This is a genomic window from Streptomyces sp. NPDC057694 (assembly GCF_042799415.1).
Taxonomy (GTDB): domain Bacteria; phylum Actinomycetota; class Actinomycetes; order Streptomycetales; family Streptomycetaceae; genus Streptomyces.
In genome coordinates this window covers 175,617-193,164 of record NZ_JBHVIX010000012.1, presented here as the reverse complement: position 1 = coordinate 193,164, position 17,548 = coordinate 175,617, and the positions used below count along the sequence as shown (strand labels likewise).

The following is a 17,548-nucleotide window of genomic DNA, read 5'->3' as shown; positions in this document are numbered from 1 at the left end:
CATGTCGTTCGTTCCGGCGGCGACCGACGGACCCAGGACCAAAGAGGGTGGTGCGGGGGTGGCCCCACCCCGGAAGTCCGGGGCGGGCCCACTCACGTACAACTGCCGTGCTGCTACTGGTCTTGCCGGGCCTTTCAGACGGCCTTCTACTGGCCGGCGAACTTCTTGCTCACGGACTCGTAGACCGCCTTGGCCTCCTTGCCCAGCCTCGGACCGGCGAGCCACCCCGAAGTCACCGGGCCGATCGAGGTGTTGGACACCAGCGCAGGCTTGCCGTCGGAACCCTGCCCGACCCAGCCGCCGCCCGACGAACCGCCGGTCATGGTGCAGCCGATGCGGTACATCGTCGGGTCCGTCTCGGCCAGCGAGAGACGGCCGGGCTTGTCCGCGCACTGGAACAGCTTCTGCCCGTCGAACGGCGCGGCCGCCGGATATCCCTTCGCCGTCAGCTGGGAGATCTTCGGCACCGCGGGCGCGTTGAAGTTCACCGACAGGGCCGAACCGACCGTCTCCTCAAGGGACTTGTCGGTGGTGCCCTTCTCCGGCTTCACATGCAGCACTGCGAAGTCGTACGGGGCGCCGGCGCCGCCGGTCGGCCCGCCCTGCTCGATCCACTGGTCGGAGGTCTGCGCCGCATCGGCCCACCAGACGCCGTACGGGGCGATCTCCTCCCGCGTGGCGCCCTGCAGCTGGGCCCCGGACTTGGCGCTGTCGTTGTACGAGGGGACGAACGCGAGGTTGCGGTACCAGCCGCCGTTCTTACCCGCGTGCACACAGTGGCCGGCCGTCCAGACCATGTCGGACTTGCCGGGGTGCGCGGGGTCGGTGACCACGGTCGCCGAGCACTGCGCCTGACCCTCAGGGGTGTCGAAGACCAACTTGCCCGCATACGGGACATTCTGGTGGTAGGTGGCCGGGACGGCAGCCGCCGTCACGGGCCGCGGCTCCGGGTCGGTCACGCCCTGGTCGCCGGAGAGGTCGCTGTCGTCGACCTGGCCGCCCGGGTTCTTGTTGGCATCGCGCATCCGGTCCGAGTCCCACAAGCCGGCGATGATGGGATTGACGAAGTCCTGCGCCTCACGCAGCCACTTGTCCCTGTCCCAGTTCTTCCACTCGCCGTTCTTCCACTTGTCCAGATCGACGCCGTGCTCCTTGAGCCGCTGCTTGATCTTGTCCGGAATCTGGATCTCGTCGCCGCCCGCGGTCGCGGACGCGGATGGCTTGTCGCCGGCGTTGTCGTTGCTGTCGTCGCCCGTCCCACAGGCCGTGGCGGTCAGGGCGAGCGCCGCACCGAGCGCGACCGCAGCCGCCACCGGGGACGTCCTGCCGCGCGCGCTCCGGGCGCGGCGAGCGGCGAACAACGGGCGTATGGGTCGCATGTCTTGAATCCCCCTGGGCTTCGTGGTGGTTGTGCTGTCGTACGCGTGCGACGGGCGAGCGGCGCGCTCCGCCGTCTCCTCCGCGTCCGAACGGCATCCCACACTATGCCGATGCCGTCGGGGACGACCGACGGAACAGCAACGGTTCCGTCACGGAGGGATCTTGGAGAAAGTGCCGTTCGTTGAAAGATGCCCTTCCCGCCGCCGAGAGACGCCTTTTCGGTCATGGGTCGCCCGAGTATCCGTTCCACCCGTGGCCCTCCGCTCCTGTCGTCGTTGGGTACGTACGGGGGGTCCGCATCAGGCGTTCAGTCCTCGGTCCGTCCTGGCTCACCGCCGTCACCGCCAGGACGGACCGAGGTCGCGTCCGCGTGAAATCGCTCCGCCCACAGGTGAGTCGGCAGCAATTGCCGGCCGTACATCCCAGCGGGAGGACCAACAGCCGTGGCCGTGACCGATCCTGCGCCGGTGGCGCTGCCCGCTCCGCACGACGGGGCGGCCCGCGACGAGGCATCCGCAGACGACAGCGCCGAGCACGAAGGGATCCTGCGCCGCCAGTCAGCTCGGGAGTCGGCGGCCCGCACCTATGCGCGCTCACTGCCGATCGTGCCCGTGCGGGCCCGTGGACTCACCATCGAGGGCGCCGACGGCCGCCGCTATCTGGACTGTCTCTCCGGCGCGGGCACCCTCGCGCTCGGCCACAACCACCCCGTCGTACTCGAAGCCATCCGCAAGGTGCTCGACTCGGGAGCCCCGCTGCACGTCCTCGATCTGGCCACGCCGGTGAAGGACGCGTTCACCACCGAGCTGTTCCGCACCCTGCCGCCCGGACTCGCCGACCGGGCCCGCATCCAGTTCTGCGGCCCGGCCGGGACGGACGCCGTCGAGGCCGCCCTCAAACTGGTCCGTACCGCCACCGGCCGCTCCGGCCTCCTCGCCTTCACCGGCGCCTATCACGGCATGACCGCGGGGGCGCTCGCAGCATCCGGCGGCGCGCAGGACGTCCGGGTCACGCGCCTGCCCTACCCCCAGGACTACCGCTGCCCCTTCGGCATCGGCGGTGCGCGCGGTGCCGAACTCGCCGCCCGCTGGACCGAGTCGCTGCTCGACGACACCAAGTCCGGGGTGCCGCTGCCCGCGGGCATGATCCTCGAACCCGTCCAGGGCGAGGGCGGGGTGATCCCCGCCCCGGACGCCTGGCTGCGCCGGATGCGGACCATCACCGAGAACCGCTCCATCCCGCTGATCGCCGACGAGGTGCAGACCGGCGTCGGCCGCACCGGCGCCTTCTGGGCCGTCGACCACAGCGGCGTCGTACCGGACGTCATGGTCCTGTCCAAGGCGGTCGGCGGCAGCCTGCCGCTCGCCGTGGTCGTCTACCACGAGGATCTCGACGTCTGGAGCCCCGGCGCCCACGCCGGCACCTTCCGCGGCAACCAGCTCGCCATGGCGGCCGGCGCCGCGACCCTCGCGTACGTACGGGAGAACAGGCTCGACCGGCGTGCCGCGGAACTCGGAGCCCGCATCATCGGCCAACTGGAGCAGGCCACCAAGGAGTTCGCCTGTGTCGGCGACGTCCGCGGACGCGGCCTGATGATCGGCGTCGAACTCGTCGACCCGTCGGCGGCGGCGACCGCACCGGCCACCGCCGACGACCCCCTCCTCGAAGCCTCTTCGGCAGGGCCGCTCCCCGCGGCCCCCGCCCTCGCCGCCGCGGTGCGCGACGCCTGCCTGGACCGGGGCCTGATCGTCGAACTGGGCGGCCGTCACTCCAGCGTCGTACGGCTCCTGCCGCCCCTCACCCTCACCGACGAACAGGCCGCGGCCGTCGTCGACCGCCTCACGGACGCCCTCGCCGCCGTGGCCCGGGTGGCGGACCGCCTGTAGGCGCGCGGGCCCCGGTGGGAGCCCCGCCGTCGTCCGGACGGCGGCAAAAGCCCCGCCATGTGTCCGGCAAGTCCTTTGCGTACCCGTGTCTTTCGAGGCGCGGGGTCGTTGTGTACCTACGGGGGATCTGCAGTCGGCGCTCAGCGCTCGGCCTGTCCTGGTGCGCGCCCGGACGGTTTCTCGGGGTTGTGGCTGCCCACTCGTCCCGCCCACAGGTGAGTCGACGAGCCCTGTCGACCCTTCGTCCCAGCGGGAGGACCACCAGCTGTGCCTGCGAGCGAACCGACGCCGACGCCGCTGCCCGTCCCGTACGGAGGGCAGACTGGTGGACCGGTGACGCCCGGCCTCCCGCGTCCCCGCACCCCCGTCGCGGCCGGCGCCGTCGCGAGGTGAGTCGGTCACCGATAGCCGCACCGGAGCCGACAGCAGGCCCCGCACCGCGCCCCAGAGCATGCCCCACACCACGCACCACCGGCGCACACGGTGGCTCACCGGAGCAGAGCCGGACCACCGCCGCACGGAGCCCACCACACCGAACAAGGAATCACTCTTGAACGCCACTCCCGCATCCGACGGCCGTCCCCGTCCCACCGCCGGCGGAATCTGCGATACGCAGACCCCGCAGGCGCAGGAACGCGAAACGGTTCCCCGGCAGAAGGGCAGCGGCCAAGAGGCCGAGCGTCCGCGTACGTCCACCGCCGACCTCCTGGACCATCCGGACGCCGCGACCGCCGCCCAGTCGGCGGCGATCGAGAACCTGCTGCGCTGCTGGGTGCGCGAGAACGACATGGCTCCTCCCTCCCACGATGTCCTGCGGATCCCGCTGCCCGCCAGCGGCACCGCTCTCCTTGTCCCCGTCCACTACTGGTCGCCCACCGGATGGCACCGCTTCGGCCTGCCCCGCTTCGAGAACGGCCCCCGAGGCGCTCCTTGCGTCGACGCCGTGACCTTGGCCGCGCTGGTCAGCCGCGAGTCGGCGCGCACCGACTCCGGCGAGACGACCCCGGACGCCAACGGCACCCGGCGGCACCCCCCGGTCCCGGCCTCGGTCACCGTCCAGGCTCCGGCCCCGGACATGGACCCGACCGCGGTGTCGAGCCCGGCCGAGGCAGGTCGACCCGGCCCCTCTTCCGTCGACGCGAGTGCAGGCGCGCCCGGCGACAGCGGTGACCTGGTCGGCCGGGTCGCCGACTCGGTGCGCCGCACCGCCGAGTTCATCGCCGACCGCCGGCGCAGGCCGACCGACGCCGCCGACCCCTTCCTCGCCGCGGAACAGTCCCTCCTCCTCGGCCACCCGCTGCACCCGACACCGAAGAGCCGCGAGGGACTCTCCGAGGCCGAAGCGCGCCTCTACTCACCCGAGTTGCGCGGCTCCTTCCCTCTGCACTGGCTCGCTGTCGCCCCGGACGTCCTCGCCCACGACTCCGCCTGGACCGAGCGGGGCCGCACCGTCCCCGCCGCCGACCTGACCGCCCGGCTCGCCGGCCCCGGCCTCGCCGTGCCCGACGGCCACGCCGCCCTGCCGCTGCACCCCTGGCAGATCCGCGAACTCCGGCACCGCCCGGCCGTCGCCGCACTCCTCGACGCCGGCCTGCTGATCGACCTCGGCCCGCACGGCGAGCCCTGGTTCCCCACCTCCTCCGTCCGCACCCTGTACCGGTCCGGCGCGCCCGCGATGCTGAAGCTGTCGCTCGGCCTGCGCATCACCAACTCCCGTCGCGAGAACCTCCGCAAGGAACTCCACCGCGGTGTCGAGGTCCACCGGCTGCTGCGCAGCGGAATCGCCGAGCAGTGGCGCGCGGCCCACCCGGGCTTCGACATCGTCCGCGACCCGGCCTGGCTCGCCGTGGACCTCCCGGACGGCAGCGCGGCCCCCGGGCTCGACGTGATGATCCGCAACAACCCCTTCGGCCCGGCCGACGACGCCTCCTGCATCGCCGGGTTCGTCTCGCCCAGGCCACCGGCAGACCCCGACGCCGCCGGTCCGCTGGGCCGCGCACCGATGGCCTCACGTCTGGAAGCCGTCATCACCGGACTCGCGGCCCGCACCGGACGCCCCTGCGGAGCCGTGTCCGCCGAGTGGTTCCTGCGCTATCTCGAACACGTCGTGCGTCCCGTGCTCTGGCTCGACAGCGAAGCCGGCGTCGCCCTCGAAGCCCACCAGCAGAACACGCTGCTGCTGCTCGACCCCGACGGCTGGCCCACCGGCGGCCGCTACCGAGACAACCAGGGCTACTACTTCCGCGAGTCCCACCGCGACCGACTCGACCGACGACTGCCCGGCATCGGCACGCTCAGCGACAGCTTCGTCTCCGACGAGGTCACCGACGAGCGATTCGCCTACTACCTCGCCATCAACAACGTCCTCGGTCTCATCGGCGCCTTCGGATCCCAACAGCTCGCCGACGAGCGGGTGTTGCTCGCGGCGTTCCGGCGCTTCCTCACCGAGGCCGCCACCGGCCCCACCCGGCTGCGCAGCCCGCTGCCGAGCCGGCTCCTCGACTCGCCGACGCTGCGCTGCAAGGCGAACCTGCTCACCCGGCTGCACGGCCTCGACGAACTCGTCGGCCCGGTCGACACCCAGTCCGTCTACGTCACCATCGCCAACCCCCTCCATTCCTGAGCCCCCGTTCATGAGGACCACGTCCGACACGACATCCTGAGAGGAGCGCCGCCGTGCCCCCGACCGATGCGAGCACCGACGCCGGCACCACTCCTGTCGCCGACTCCAGCGACATCTCCGAGCCCGCACCCGCACACCGCCCGGAGAACAGCGACTGCCAGGACACCCTGGACCTTCGCCTGCCCGACGAACTCATCGCGCTCATCGCCGAGCAGGACACGCCCCGTCCTGCCCGCCACGAGCCGGACGAAGACCGTCGCGAAGCCTCCGGAACCCCGGCCCCGCCGGCCAGGACCTCCCTGTCCAAGCCGTCCATGAGCAAGACGCCCATGACCAGGACGTCCATGGTCGAGAACCCTGACGCGACGGCTCTCGCCGGGCACGATCTGCTCGACGACGTGGGGGAGTGGGGGCCGGTCACTACCGCAGCGGGCGTGTTCCAGCTCGTCCCCGCCCGCATCGACCGCGACCTGGTGCTCATCAGCCGCTGGATGAACGACCCTGCCGTGGCCGCGTTCTGGGAGCTGGCCGGTCCGGAGAACGTCACCGAGCGTCATCTACGGCCCCAGATCGAGGGCGACGGCCGCAGCGTGCCCTGTCTCGGGGTCCTGGACGGCAGGCCCATGAGCTACTGGGAGGTCTACCGCGCGGACCTCGATCCGCTGGCCCGCCACTACCCCGCCCGCCCGCACGACACCGGGATCCACCTCCTCATCGGTGGCGTCGCCCATCGCGGCCGAGGACTCGGCACCACGCTGCTCAAGGCCGTCTCCGACCTCGTACTCGACCATCGCCCGCAATGCGCACGCGTCGTAGCAGAACCAGACCTTCGCAACACCCCCTCCGTGTCCGCCTTCTTGAGTGCCGGGTTCCGCTTCTCCGCCGAGGTGGACCTCCCCGACAAACGGGCCGCGCTCATGGTCCGCGACCGAGCCCTGCGCGCCGTGCTCTGACCCAGTCACTCTCAGTAACGATGCTCGACCTGATCCGGTTCCCTCCCGAGGAGTCCCCGTGCCGAATCCGCCCGTCGTCCCGAGTTCCGGAGAGCCACCCGTCCTCTACGACCCGCCCGAACTCACGCCCGACAACTGGAACCGGGCAGGCGCACGGCTGCTGGCCAAACTGATCGGTGAGTTCGCCTACGAGGGAATCCTCCGCCCGGTCCTCGACGGCATAGGGGTGCCGGCGGAGCCCTCTCGCTCCCTCTACTCCCTGTACTCCCTGACCGTGCCGGGCGCTGACACGCCACAGGCCGGATCGGAGGATCCCGATGCCGCGCATCCGGGCGAGGGGGCCGAGGAGGGGGGAGTCCTCCGATTCCGCGCCCGCCGTGGCGCGTACGGCAGTTGGCAGGTCGATCCCGCGGGCATCACCTGGACGCCGAACCCGGGGCCGGCCCCGACATCGACTCCGGAGCCGGAGCCCGCGCCCCAGCCCCTCACCGACCCCCTCGCGTTCCTCGTCCGCGCCAAGCACGCCCTCGGCCTCGACGGCATCACCCTCGGCCACATCATCCGCGAGCTCACCGTCACGCTCGCCGCCGACGCCCGGCTCGACCACAGCGCCCTGACCGCGGCCCAACTCGCCGACCTCGGCTACGCCGAACTCGAAGGGCACCAGACCGGCCACCCCTGGCTCGTACTGAACAAGGGGCGCCTCGGGTTCTCGGCGACCGACACCGCGCTCTGGGCCCCCGAGTCGCGCCGCCCCACCAGGCTCCCGTGGATCGCCGTGCACACCGAACTGGCCAGCTATCGGGGTGCGCCGGGGGCGGGCCTGGAGGCCGCCGAGGCCCTCTACGCCCGTGAACTGAACGAAGAGACACGGGAGCTGTTCGCCGGGACACTGCGCGCCCGTGGCCTGGACCCGGCGTCGTACCTCTATCTCCCCGTGCACCCCTGGCAGTGGGACGACGTCGTGCTCCCGCTGTTCGCGCCGGCCGTCGCGGCGGGCACGATCGTGCCGCTGCCCGCCGACAGCGATCTCCGTCTGCCGCAGCAGTCGATCCGTACGTTCCTGAACGCCACGCATCCCGAGCGGCTCACGGTGAAGCTGCCCCTGTCCATTCTCAACACCCTTGTATGGCGCGGACTTCCTACCGAGCGCACCCTGGCCGCACCGGCCGTCACCACATGGATGCACGCCCTGCGCGACGCGGACCCCTTCCTGCGGGACGAATGCGGGGTCGTCCTGCTGGGAGAAGTGGCGTCGGTGGCCGTCAGGCACCCGCTCTACGACGGGCTCGACGAAGTTCCCTACCAGTACAAGGAATTGCTGGGAGCGATCTGGCGCGAACCGGTCTCCCGGCAGCTCGCCCCGGGGGAACGCGCGCGTACGCTCGCCTCCTTGTTGCACGTCGACCCCGAGGGAAGCGCGTTCACCGCGGAACTGGTCGCCCGCTCCGGCCTCGACCCGAGGACCTGGCTGCGCAGGCTTTTCGCGGCCCTGCTGCCGCCCCTGCTGCGCTTCCTTTACCGCTACGGAACGGTTTTCTCACCCCATGGGGAGAACGCCATTGTCGTCTTCGACGACCAGGACGTCCCCGTGCGGCTCGCGGTCAAGGACTTCGTGGACGACGTGAACATCAGCGCGGTACCCCTCCCCGAGCACGACGCCATGCCGCAAGAGGTCCGCGACGTGCTGCTCACGGAGCGTCCCGACTTCCTCACCCAGTTCATCCATTCCGGTCTTTTCGTGGGTGTCTTCCGCTACCTGGCTCCGCTGTACGAGGAACAACTCGGCGTGCCGGAGGGCGAGTTCTGGTCGCTGCTGCGTGCCGAGATCCTCCACCATCACGCCCGATTCCCCGAGCTCAAGGACCGCTACGAGATGTTCGACCTGCTCACCCCGCAGATCGAGCGCCTGTGCCTCAACCGCAACCGGCTGCACCTCGACGGATACCGCGACCGCGCCCACCGCCCGCACGCCGCCGTGCACGGCACCGTCGACAATCCCCTGCACCAGCTGTGATCGCAGGATTGTCAGTGGGGCCCCTTAGGGTGGTCGAGCTATGACGAAGCCCTCACTCCCCGATCTCCTGCACGCCGCCGTGACCGCTGTCGGCGGCTCCGAGCGCCCTGGCCAGGTGACCATGGCCGAGACCGTCGCCGAGGCGATCGACGACGGTTCCCATCTGCTGGTCCAGGCCGGCACCGGCACCGGAAAGTCGCTCGGCTATCTGGTGCCGGCCCTCGCTCACGGGGAGCGCGTCGTGGTGGCGACCGCCACCCTGGCGCTGCAGCGCCAGCTCGTGGAGCGTGACCTGCCGCGTACGGTCGAGTCGCTGCACCCGCTGCTGCGGCGCCGCCCCGACTTCGCCATGCTCAAGGGCCGGTCGAACTATCTGTGTCTGCACCGCCTCCACGAGGGTGCCCCTCAGGAAGAGGAAGAGGGGCTTTTCGACCAGTTCGAGGCGGCCGCGCCGACCAGCAAGCTGGGCCAGGACCTGCTGCGGATGCGCGACTGGGCGGAGGAGACGGAGACGGGCGACCGCGACAATCTCACCCCCGGCGTCTCCGACAAGGCCTGGTCCCAGGTGTCCGTCTCCTCGCGCGAGTGTCTCGGTGCCTCGAAATGCGCGTACGGGCAGGAGTGCTTCGCCGAGATGGCCCGCGAGCGCGCCAAGCTCGCCGATGTCATCGTCACCAATCACGCACTCCTCGCGATCGACGCGATCGAGGGCGCCCCGGTGCTGCCCCCGCACGAGGTGCTGATCGTCGATGAGGCCCACGAGCTGGTCTCGCGGGTCACCGGTGTCGCCACGGGCGAGCTGACCCCCGGGCAGGTCAACCGCGCGGTGCGGCGCGCCGCGAAGCTCGTGAACGAGAAGGCCGCCGACCAGCTGCAGACCGCCGCCGAGGGCTTCGAGCGGATCATGGAGCTGGCCCTGCCGGGCCGACTCGAAGAGGTCCCCGAGGATCTCGGATATGCGCTGATGGCACTGCGCGACGCGGCCCGCACGGTGATCACAGCCCTGGGCACCACCCGGGACAAGTCCGTCCAGGACGAGGACGCTGTACGCAAGCAGGCCCTCGCCTCGGTCGAGACGATCCACGACGTCGCGGAGCGGGTGACGAACGGATCGGAGTGGGACGTCGTCTGGTACGAACGCCACGACCGCTTCGGCGCCTCGCTGCGCGTCGCCCCCATGTCCGTCTCGGGACTGCTCCGCGAGAAGCTCTTCACGGACCGTTCGGTGGTCCTCACCTCGGCGACCCTCAAACTCGGCGGGGACTTCAACGGCGTGGGCGCTTCGATGGGCCTCGCCCCCGAAGGCACCACGGGCGACGACCTGCCTGTATGGAAGGGCGTCGACGTCGGCTCACCGTTCGATTACCCGAAGCAGGGCATCCTCTACGTCGCCAAGCATCTCGCCCGCCCCGCGCGCGAGGGCACCCGCACCGACATGATGGACGAGCTGGCCGAGCTGATGCAGGCGGCCGGCGGTCGCACCCTGGGGCTCTTCTCGTCGATGCGCGGCGCGCAGGCCGCGGCCGAGGAACTGCGCGGCAGGATCCCGGAATTCCCGATCCTGCTGCAGGGCGAGGACACCCTCGGAGAATTGATCAAGGACTTCGCGGCCGATCCGAAGACCTGCCTGTTCGGCACGCTCTCCCTGTGGCAGGGCGTGGACGTGCCGGGTGCCAGCTGTCAGCTGGTGGTCATGGACAAGATCCCGTTCCCGCGCCCCGACGACCCGCTGATGAGTGCCCGGCAGAAGGCCGTGGAGGACGCCGGCGGCAATGGCTTCATGGCGGTGGCGGCGACCCACTCGGCGCTGCTGATGGCGCAGGGCGCGGGCCGTCTCGTCCGTGCGACGGGCGACCGTGGCGTCGTCGCGGTCCTCGACCCCCGTCTGGCGACCGCCCGGTACGGCAGCTACCTGCGCGCCTCCATGCCCAACTTCTGGTACACGACGGACCGGAACCAGGTGCGTCGCTCCCTGGCGGCGATCGACACGGTGGCGAAGGCCGACGGGAATTGACCCACGATCCGGGGCCCGGTGCGGACAGCGCTGGGCCCCGGAACCGGCGCAGTTGGTTCCGGGGCCCGGTCGGGGAGGAGCGTCACACGCGCCGCAGAACGGCCACCACCTTGCCCAGGATGGTCGCCTCGTCACCGGGGATCGGCTGGTACGCGGAGTTGTGCGGGAGCAGCCAGACGTGGCCGTCCTCGCGCTTGAAGCGCTTCACGGTGGCCTCACCGTCGAGCATCGCCGCGACGATGTCACCGTTCTCCGCGACCGGCTGGCGGCGGACCGTCACCCAGTCGCCGTCGCAGATCGCGGCCTCGATCATCGAATCGCCGACGACCTTCAGCACGAAGAGCTCGCCGTCGCCGACCAGCTGCCGGGGGAGCGGGAACACATCTTCGACCGACTCCTCGGCGAGGATCGGCCCACCGGCGGCGATCCGGCCGACCAGAGGTACGTACGAGGCGGCCGGCTTGCCGGCCGTGTCCGTGGGCTGCGCGCTGGGCTGGTCGGAGCCGCGAACCTCGTACGCCCGGGGACGGTGCGGGTCGCGACGCAGGAAGCCCTTGCGTTCGAGCGCCATCAGCTGGTGGGCGACCGACGATGTGCTGGACAGGCCCACCGCCTGGCCGATCTCCCGCATCGACGGCGGGTACCCCCTGCGCTGCACCGAGTCCCGGATGACCTCGATCACGCGGCGCTGGCGGTCGGTGAGCCCCGAACTGTCCGCCCGGATCCCTGGAGGTCGGCCGGGCAGGGAGCGGCCGGGCTTGGGCCCCTCCTGGCTCATGGCTGCGTCATTCATGGCATGCACCGGCTCGAGTCGGCCCTGGGAGCGGCCCTGGGCAGTGATGGTGGCACTGTCTGCGGCGGTCGTGGTCACGTCGGTCGGCCCCTCTCGAGAATGTCTCCCTAGCTAGCCAACGGTAGTTCCTTTCGAAAGGTTGCGCCAAACACACGTTCGAGTGAAAAATCGCAGATTACTTGTTGTGATCATGCGCCTAGGTGTATGGCTACCGCCGCGACAGAGTGACAATTCGGTTTAATCCGGTACTCTTCACCGCCGGGACCGAGACCCGCCGAGCGGGCTCGCCCAGTCTGCCACTCGCCACCCCGCCGTTCAGGCACCGCCCCCACTTCGCGTGCGTCGCGCCGCTGGGGCCCTGTGCCTTGTGGGGTCTGCGTACGGTGCGCCAGGGGTCCGGGACCCGCGACACGCGCTAGGTCCGAAAAAGCAGCCAAACCCCAGATGTAGTGGTTGGATTGCATCAGCAGCCCAGAAGTTGTGGTCCCTGGTCTTCCGGGGCCGTGGCCATCACCTATGCTTGGGGCTGCTGCGAGAGGCGGGATCAGCCTCTCGGGGCTATCGCGTCGTGCCGTGAAGGAGGGTTGGGAGTTATGCACTGCCCCTTCTGTAGGCATCCCGACAGCCGTGTCGTCGACAGTCGCACCACCGACGACGGCACATCGATCCGCCGACGCCGTCAGTGCCCGGAGTGCTCCCGTCGTTTCACGACCGTGGAAACCTGCTCACTGATGGTGGTCAAGCGGAGCGGGGTGACCGAACCCTTCAGCCGCACCAAGGTCATCAACGGCGTACGCAAGGCCTGCCAGGGCAGGCCGGTGACCGAGGACGCCCTCGCTCTGCTCGGCCAGCGGGTCGAGGAGGCGGTGCGTGCGACCGGCAGCGCGGAACTGACCACTCATGACGTGGGCCTGGCCATACTGGGTCCGCTTCAGGAGCTCGACCTCGTCGCCTACCTGCGCTTCGCGTCCGTGTACCGGGCGTTCGACTCGCTGGAGGACTTCGAGTCGGCGGTCGCGGAACTGAGGGAACATGCGCCCGGCGCGGAAGCGGACGGCCCGGGCGGAGAGCGCGTAGAGGGCGACAGCGGGCCCGGAGGGACCGGCGGTGTCCCCGTGGTCCCCGTGCCCGCCCACGCCGCCGACTGACCGGCAGGGGCCGGACGGCGGCGATCCACAGACCTGTTGCGGTCGGCAAAAGCGGCGGCCGCAACACAAGAAATACACAGTGCCACGGGAAGATCGAGGCACTTTAAGGCGTTTTAGCCTGATATGGGAGGCGGCATGACAGAGACGGCGAGCGGCCCGGCGCGAGGTTCCCGCACCAAGGGATCCAAGGCGACCAAGGGTCTGCGGATCGAGCGCATCCACACCACCCCCGGCGTGCACCCGTACGACGAGGTGGAGTGGGCGCATCGCGACGTCGTCATGACCAATTGGCGCGACGGCTCGGTCAATTTCGAGCAGCGTGGCGTCGAGTTCCCCGAGTTCTGGTCGGTGAACGCGGTCAACATCGTCACCAGCAAGTACTTCCGCGGCGCTGTGGGCACCCCGCAGCGTGAGGTGAGCCTCAAGCAGCTCATCGACCGCATCGTGAAGACGTATCGGAAGGCCGGCGAGGACTTCAAGTACTTCGCGTCGCCCGCCGACGCCGAGATCTTCGAGCACGAGCTGGCGTACGCCCTCCTGCACCAGATCTTCAGCTTCAACTCCCCGGTGTGGTTCAACGTCGGGACGCCGCAGCCCCAGCAGGTCTCCGCCTGCTTCATCCTTGCCGTCGACGACTCCATGGAGTCGATCCTCGACTGGTACAAGGAAGAGGGCATGATCTTCAAGGGCGGCTCCGGCGCCGGCCTGAACCTCTCCCGTATCCGCTCCTCCAAGGAACTGCTGTCCTCGGGCGGCAACGCCTCTGGGCCGGTCTCCTTCATGCGCGGTGCCGACGCCTCCGCAGGAACGATCAAGTCGGGTGGCGCCACGCGTCGCGCGGCGAAGATGGTCATCCTGGATGTCGACCACCCCGACATCGAGGACTTCATCAAGACCAAGGTGACGGAAGAGGAGAAGATCCGCGCCCTGCGCGACGCGGGCTTCGACATGGACCTGGGCGGCGATGACATCACGTCCGTCCAGTACCAGAACGCCAACAACTCGGTCCGCGTGAACGACACGTTCATGAAGGCGGTCGAGGAGGGCGGCAAGTTCGGCCTCACCTCGCGCATGACCGGCGAGACCATCGAGGAGGTCGACGCCAAGTCGCTCTTCCGCACGATGGCCGAGGCGGCCTGGGCCTGTGCCGACCCCGGCATCCAGTACGACGACACCATCAACCACTGGCACACGTGCCCGGAGTCCGGCCGTATCAACGGCTCGAACCCGTGCAGCGAGTACATGCACCTGGACAACACGTCCTGCAACCTCGCCTCGCTGAACCTGATGAAGTTCCTGAAGGACGACGGCAAGGGCAACCAGTCCTTCGAGGTCGAGCGCTTCGCCAAGGTCGTCGAGCTGGTCATCACGGCGATGGACATCTCGATCTGCTTCGCGGACTTCCCCACCGAGAAGATCGGTGAGAACACCCGCGCCTTCCGTCAGCTCGGTATCGGCTACGCGAACCTGGGCGCCCTGCTCATGGCGACCGGCCACGCCTACGACTCGGACGGTGGCCGCGCCCTCGCCGGTGCCATCACGTCGCTGATGACGGGTACGTCCTACAAGCGCTCCGCCGAGCTGGCCGCGGTCGTCGGCCCGTACGACGGCTACGCCAAGAACGCCACCCCGCACCAGCGCGTCATGAAGCAGCACGCCGACGCCAACACCGTGGCCGTCCGCATGGACGACCTGGACAGCCCGATCTGGGCCGCCGCCACGGAGGCCTGGCAGGACGTCGTCCGCATCGGTGAGAAGAACGGTTTCCGTAACGCTCAGGCGTCCGTCATCGCGCCGACCGGCACCATCGGTCTCGCGATGTCCTGCGACACGACCGGTCTTGAGCCCGACCTCGCCCTGGTCAAGTTCAAGAAGCTGGTCGGCGGCGGCTCGATGCAGATCGTCAACGGCACCGTCCCGCAGGCCCTGCGCCGCCTGGGTTACCAGGAGGAGCAGATCGAGGCGATCGTCGCGCACATCGCCGAGAACGGGAACGTCATCGACGCCCCCGGTCTCAAGCCCGAGCACTACGAGGTCTTCGACTGCGCGATGGGCGAGCGCTCCATCTCCGCGATGGGCCACGTCCGCATGATGGCCGCCATCCAGCCCTGGATCTCCGGCGCCCTCTCCAAGACCGTCAACCTGCCGGAGACGGCGACGGTCGAGGATGTCGAAGAGGTCTACTTCGAGGCCTGGAAGATGGGCGTCAAGGCGCTCGCCATCTACCGCGACAACTGCAAGGTCGGTCAGCCCCTCTCCGCGAAGAAGAAGGAGAAGGAGAAGACCGAGGTGACCGCGAAGACCGAGGCGACGATCCGCGAGGCCGTCGAGAAGGTCGTCGAGTACCGCCCGGTCCGCAAGCGCCTGCCCAAGGGTCGTCCCGGCATCACCACCTCCTTCACGGTGGGCGGCGCCGAGGGCTACATGACGGCCAACTCCTACCCGGACGACGGTCTGGGCGAGGTCTTCCTGAAGATGTCCAAGCAGGGTTCCACCCTCGCGGGCATGATGGACGCCTTCTCCATCGCCGTCTCGGTCGGCCTCCAGTACGGCGTGCCGCTGGAGACCTACGTCTCGAAGTTCACCAACATGCGCTTCGAGCCCGCCGGTATGACGGACGACCCGGACGTGCGGATGGCGCAGTCGATCGTCGACTACATCTTCCGCCGCCTGGCGCTCGACTTCCTGCCCTTCGAGACGCGCTCCGCGCTCGGCATCCACTCGGCCGACGAGCGTCAGCGCCACCTGGAGACGGGTTCGTACGAGCCGTCCATGGACGAGGTCGAGGTCGACGTCGAGGGCCTGGCCCAGTCGGCGCCGCTCGCCCAGGAGCTGAAGGCCGTCGAGACGCCGAAGGCCGAGGCTGCCGCCGTCGTGCCCGCCCCGCAGCAGGCGCACACCAGCGCCGAGCTGGTCGAGATGCAGCTGGGCATCCAGGCCGACGCACCGCTCTGCTTCTCCTGCGGTACGAAGATGCAGCGCGCCGGCTCCTGCTACATCTGCGAGGGCTGCGGCTCCACCAGCGGTTGCAGCTGATCGCGCGGTCCGGTCCGACCCCACCGGTCGGACCGGGCGCCTGACCTGAGGGCGGCGGAACCCCTGCGGTTCCGCCGCCCTTCGGCATGGGCCGCCGACGCTACAAGGCGCCCATCGCCGAGGCGAAGGCGTTCAGATCACCGTCGAAGCCGTGGATGATCTCCTGGAACGTCCACTCGCCGTCCGCGTCCCGGGTGAACTCCGCGATCGTGGTCGCCGAGTGCGCGGCCACCGCGGAGAGGTCGTGCTCCGACAGATCGGTGTATCCCTCGCGTATGCGCACGGCCGTGCTCGCCACGTTCCAGAACGCCTTCGGCCTGGCGGACGGCTGCTCGTTCTGCTGGAGGGCGACGCCCACCACCACGCGCGCGTACTGCGCGCCCAGACGGTCCAGTTCGAGCGTCATGACCTCGTCGAACCCGAAACCCTGACCGTTCCTGCTGTCCCGGTTCAGGACGATCGTCCCATCGGGCGACCGGCTGTCGAAGTGGACGACATAGGCCGGGGCGCCTCGCGGGTCCTCGCGGGTGTACGTGGCCGCGACCAGATCCAGGTCGTCGGGTGGCGAGCCGACCGGGCTCGGGTCCCACTTCAGACCGACCTCGACCTTCTCGATCCCCTTGCGGAGACTGCTCACCGAACTCCCCCTTCTCGGTGCGACATTGAGTGCTACCCACACGCTACGTCGTCCCACCGACAACGGTGAGTCCGTCTCCGTCCATGGGACCCGTCAGTGGGGTATGCGTCGCGGTGGCCGGGACGGGATCTCCTCGCGGAAGGACTCGATGGCGCTGCTGACCTGGCGCATGAGGTGGGTGTTCTCGATCCGGTCGAGGTAGCGGCAGTGCCGGGCCACTCCGTCGAGTTCGAAGGCGAAGTACAGCGCCATCAGGGGATTGATGAACAGCTCGCTGCCGCGGGTGCGCTCGGTGAACTGCACGTTCCCGAAGTCGCCCTGGACCGCGGCGGCGATGGATCCGTTGACGATGCTCGGGTGCTCAGGAGTGTGCTCCTGGGCGTGGGCGACCGCGTTCAGGAAGAGCGCGCCCTCCTTCGAGGAGCGGGAGAGCGAGAAGGCGCCCAGATAGTGGCCCGCACGCTCCAGCGCGGCGATGTTCTCCAGGACGAGGCCATGGCTGACCCCGTGGTGGGCGTCCACGCCGAACCCCAGGGACAGCACGAGCCGTTCGGGCCCTTCGATCCCCGCGAGCGCGGCGACACTCGTGAGGTCCTCCTCCGGTGTGCCGAGGCCGGACTCGTCGCCGCGCATCAGGATGTCCGTACCGCCGTCGACCAGGACGACCGCGTCGATGTCGAAGTGCTCGATGAGCGCCCTGTAGGCGGCACGCAGCGGCTGCACGCCGATCTGCGGGAAGGCGTGCACGGTGTCGGGATAGCCGTGCAGGCGCAGCCACTGGGCGAGCGTGCGTTCGGGGAAATAGCTCTGATGGGGCGCCGTCTCGGGCGTGATGCGCGCGACGTCCGGGGCGGTCCAGGCATCCAGGGGCAGGCCTTCGACGGCGCTGAAGGAGAGGTTGGCCAGGTGGACCTCCTTGCCTTCGTGGATCAGCGAGAGAGCCACGGGCAGGCCGGAGTAGATGTCGAAGCCTCCTCCCGCGCCCGCGACGAGAACGCGTCGCGCGTCGGCGAGGCGGGCCGAGACGGGATTCGTGAAGAGCGCTGTCATGTCGATCATTG

At 69.8% G+C, this 17,548-nt stretch carries 11 protein-coding genes; 7 read left to right on the top strand and 4 right to left on the bottom strand.

Going from position 1 to position 17,548, the window contains the following annotated elements:
• Nucleotides 1–146 precede the first annotated feature (146 nt).
• Entirely contained in the window at nt 147–1,379 is a 1,233-nt protein-coding gene (locus tag ACFVDP_RS25265) for a trypsin-like serine peptidase (protein WP_383493723.1), read from the bottom strand.
• 444 nt (nt 1,380–1,823) lie between these two features.
• Between ACFVDP_RS25265 and ACFVDP_RS25260 the strand changes: the two genes are divergently transcribed.
• The 5 genes from ACFVDP_RS25260 (at nt 1,824) to ACFVDP_RS25240 (ending at nt 10,873) form a co-directional block, all read left to right on the top strand.
• On the top strand, nt 1,824–3,266 hold the full coding sequence (locus ACFVDP_RS25260) for a diaminobutyrate--2-oxoglutarate transaminase family protein (RefSeq protein ID WP_383493720.1): 1,443 nt from the start codon (nt 1,824–1,826) through the stop codon (nt 3,264–3,266).
• 550 nt (nt 3,267–3,816) lie between these two features.
• Complete coding sequence (locus ACFVDP_RS25255) at nt 3,817–5,889, top strand: IucA/IucC family protein (protein ID WP_383493717.1); 2,073 nt, start codon at nt 3,817–3,819, stop codon at nt 5,887–5,889.
• A gap of 53 nt (nt 5,890–5,942) precedes the next feature.
• Nucleotides 5,943–6,842, top strand: coding sequence for a GNAT family N-acetyltransferase (locus ACFVDP_RS25250; protein WP_383493714.1), 900 nt, complete (start codon nt 5,943–5,945; stop codon nt 6,840–6,842).
• Nucleotides 6,843–6,900: 58 nt separating this feature from the next.
• On the top strand, nt 6,901–8,859 hold the full coding sequence (locus ACFVDP_RS25245) for an IucA/IucC family protein (RefSeq protein ID WP_383493712.1): 1,959 nt from the start codon (nt 6,901–6,903) through the stop codon (nt 8,857–8,859).
• Nucleotides 8,860–8,899: 40 nt separating this feature from the next.
• Complete coding sequence (locus ACFVDP_RS25240) at nt 8,900–10,873, top strand: ATP-dependent DNA helicase (RefSeq protein ID WP_383493709.1); 1,974 nt, start codon at nt 8,900–8,902, stop codon at nt 10,871–10,873.
• Nucleotides 10,874–10,955: 82 nt separating this feature from the next.
• Here ACFVDP_RS25240 and lexA read toward each other — a convergent pair whose 3' ends face one another.
• Complete coding sequence (gene lexA / locus ACFVDP_RS25235) at nt 10,956–11,744, bottom strand: transcriptional repressor LexA (RefSeq protein WP_383493706.1); 789 nt, start codon at nt 11,742–11,744, stop codon at nt 10,956–10,958.
• A 515-nt stretch (nt 11,745–12,259) separates the two neighbouring features.
• Here lexA and nrdR point away from each other — a divergent pair.
• Together nrdR and ACFVDP_RS25225 are read left to right on the top strand one after the other, a co-directional pair.
• On the top strand, nt 12,260–12,814 hold the full coding sequence (gene nrdR, locus ACFVDP_RS25230) for a transcriptional regulator NrdR (protein ID WP_383493703.1): 555 nt from the start codon (nt 12,260–12,262) through the stop codon (nt 12,812–12,814).
• A gap of 135 nt (nt 12,815–12,949) precedes the next feature.
• The gene (locus ACFVDP_RS25225) at nt 12,950–15,850 is read left to right on the top strand and encodes a vitamin B12-dependent ribonucleotide reductase (RefSeq protein ID WP_383493700.1); all 2,901 of its coding nucleotides are present in this window, start codon (nt 12,950–12,952) and stop codon (nt 15,848–15,850) included.
• A gap of 100 nt (nt 15,851–15,950) precedes the next feature.
• Here ACFVDP_RS25225 and ACFVDP_RS25220 read toward each other — a convergent pair whose 3' ends face one another.
• Both ACFVDP_RS25220 and ACFVDP_RS25215 read right to left on the bottom strand, forming a co-directional pair.
• Nucleotides 15,951–16,487, bottom strand: coding sequence for a TerD family protein (locus ACFVDP_RS25220; protein WP_383493696.1), 537 nt, complete (start codon nt 16,485–16,487; stop codon nt 15,951–15,953).
• A gap of 93 nt (nt 16,488–16,580) precedes the next feature.
• Nucleotides 16,581–17,537, bottom strand: coding sequence for a DUF1152 domain-containing protein (locus ACFVDP_RS25215; protein ID WP_383493694.1), 957 nt, complete (start codon nt 17,535–17,537; stop codon nt 16,581–16,583).
• Between the last annotated feature and the right edge of the window lie 11 nt (nt 17,538–17,548).

What these genes read in the sequence shown, in the direction of transcription:
- nrdR (WP_383493703.1), top strand. Translation starts at nt 12,260, where the DNA reads ATGCACTGCCCCTTCTGTAGGCATCCCGACAGCCGTGTCGTCGACAGT.
- ACFVDP_RS25225 (WP_383493700.1), top strand. Translation starts at nt 12,950, where the DNA reads ATGACAGAGACGGCGAGCGGCCCGGCGCGAGGTTCCCGCACCAAGGGA.
- ACFVDP_RS25215 (WP_383493694.1), bottom strand. Translation starts at nt 17,537, where the DNA reads ATGACAGCGCTCTTCACGAATCCCGTCTCGGCCCGCCTCGCCGACGCG.
- ACFVDP_RS25265 (WP_383493723.1), bottom strand. Translation starts at nt 1,379, where the DNA reads ATGCGACCCATACGCCCGTTGTTCGCCGCTCGCCGCGCCCGGAGCGCG.
- ACFVDP_RS25240 (WP_383493709.1), top strand. Translation starts at nt 8,900, where the DNA reads ATGACGAAGCCCTCACTCCCCGATCTCCTGCACGCCGCCGTGACCGCT.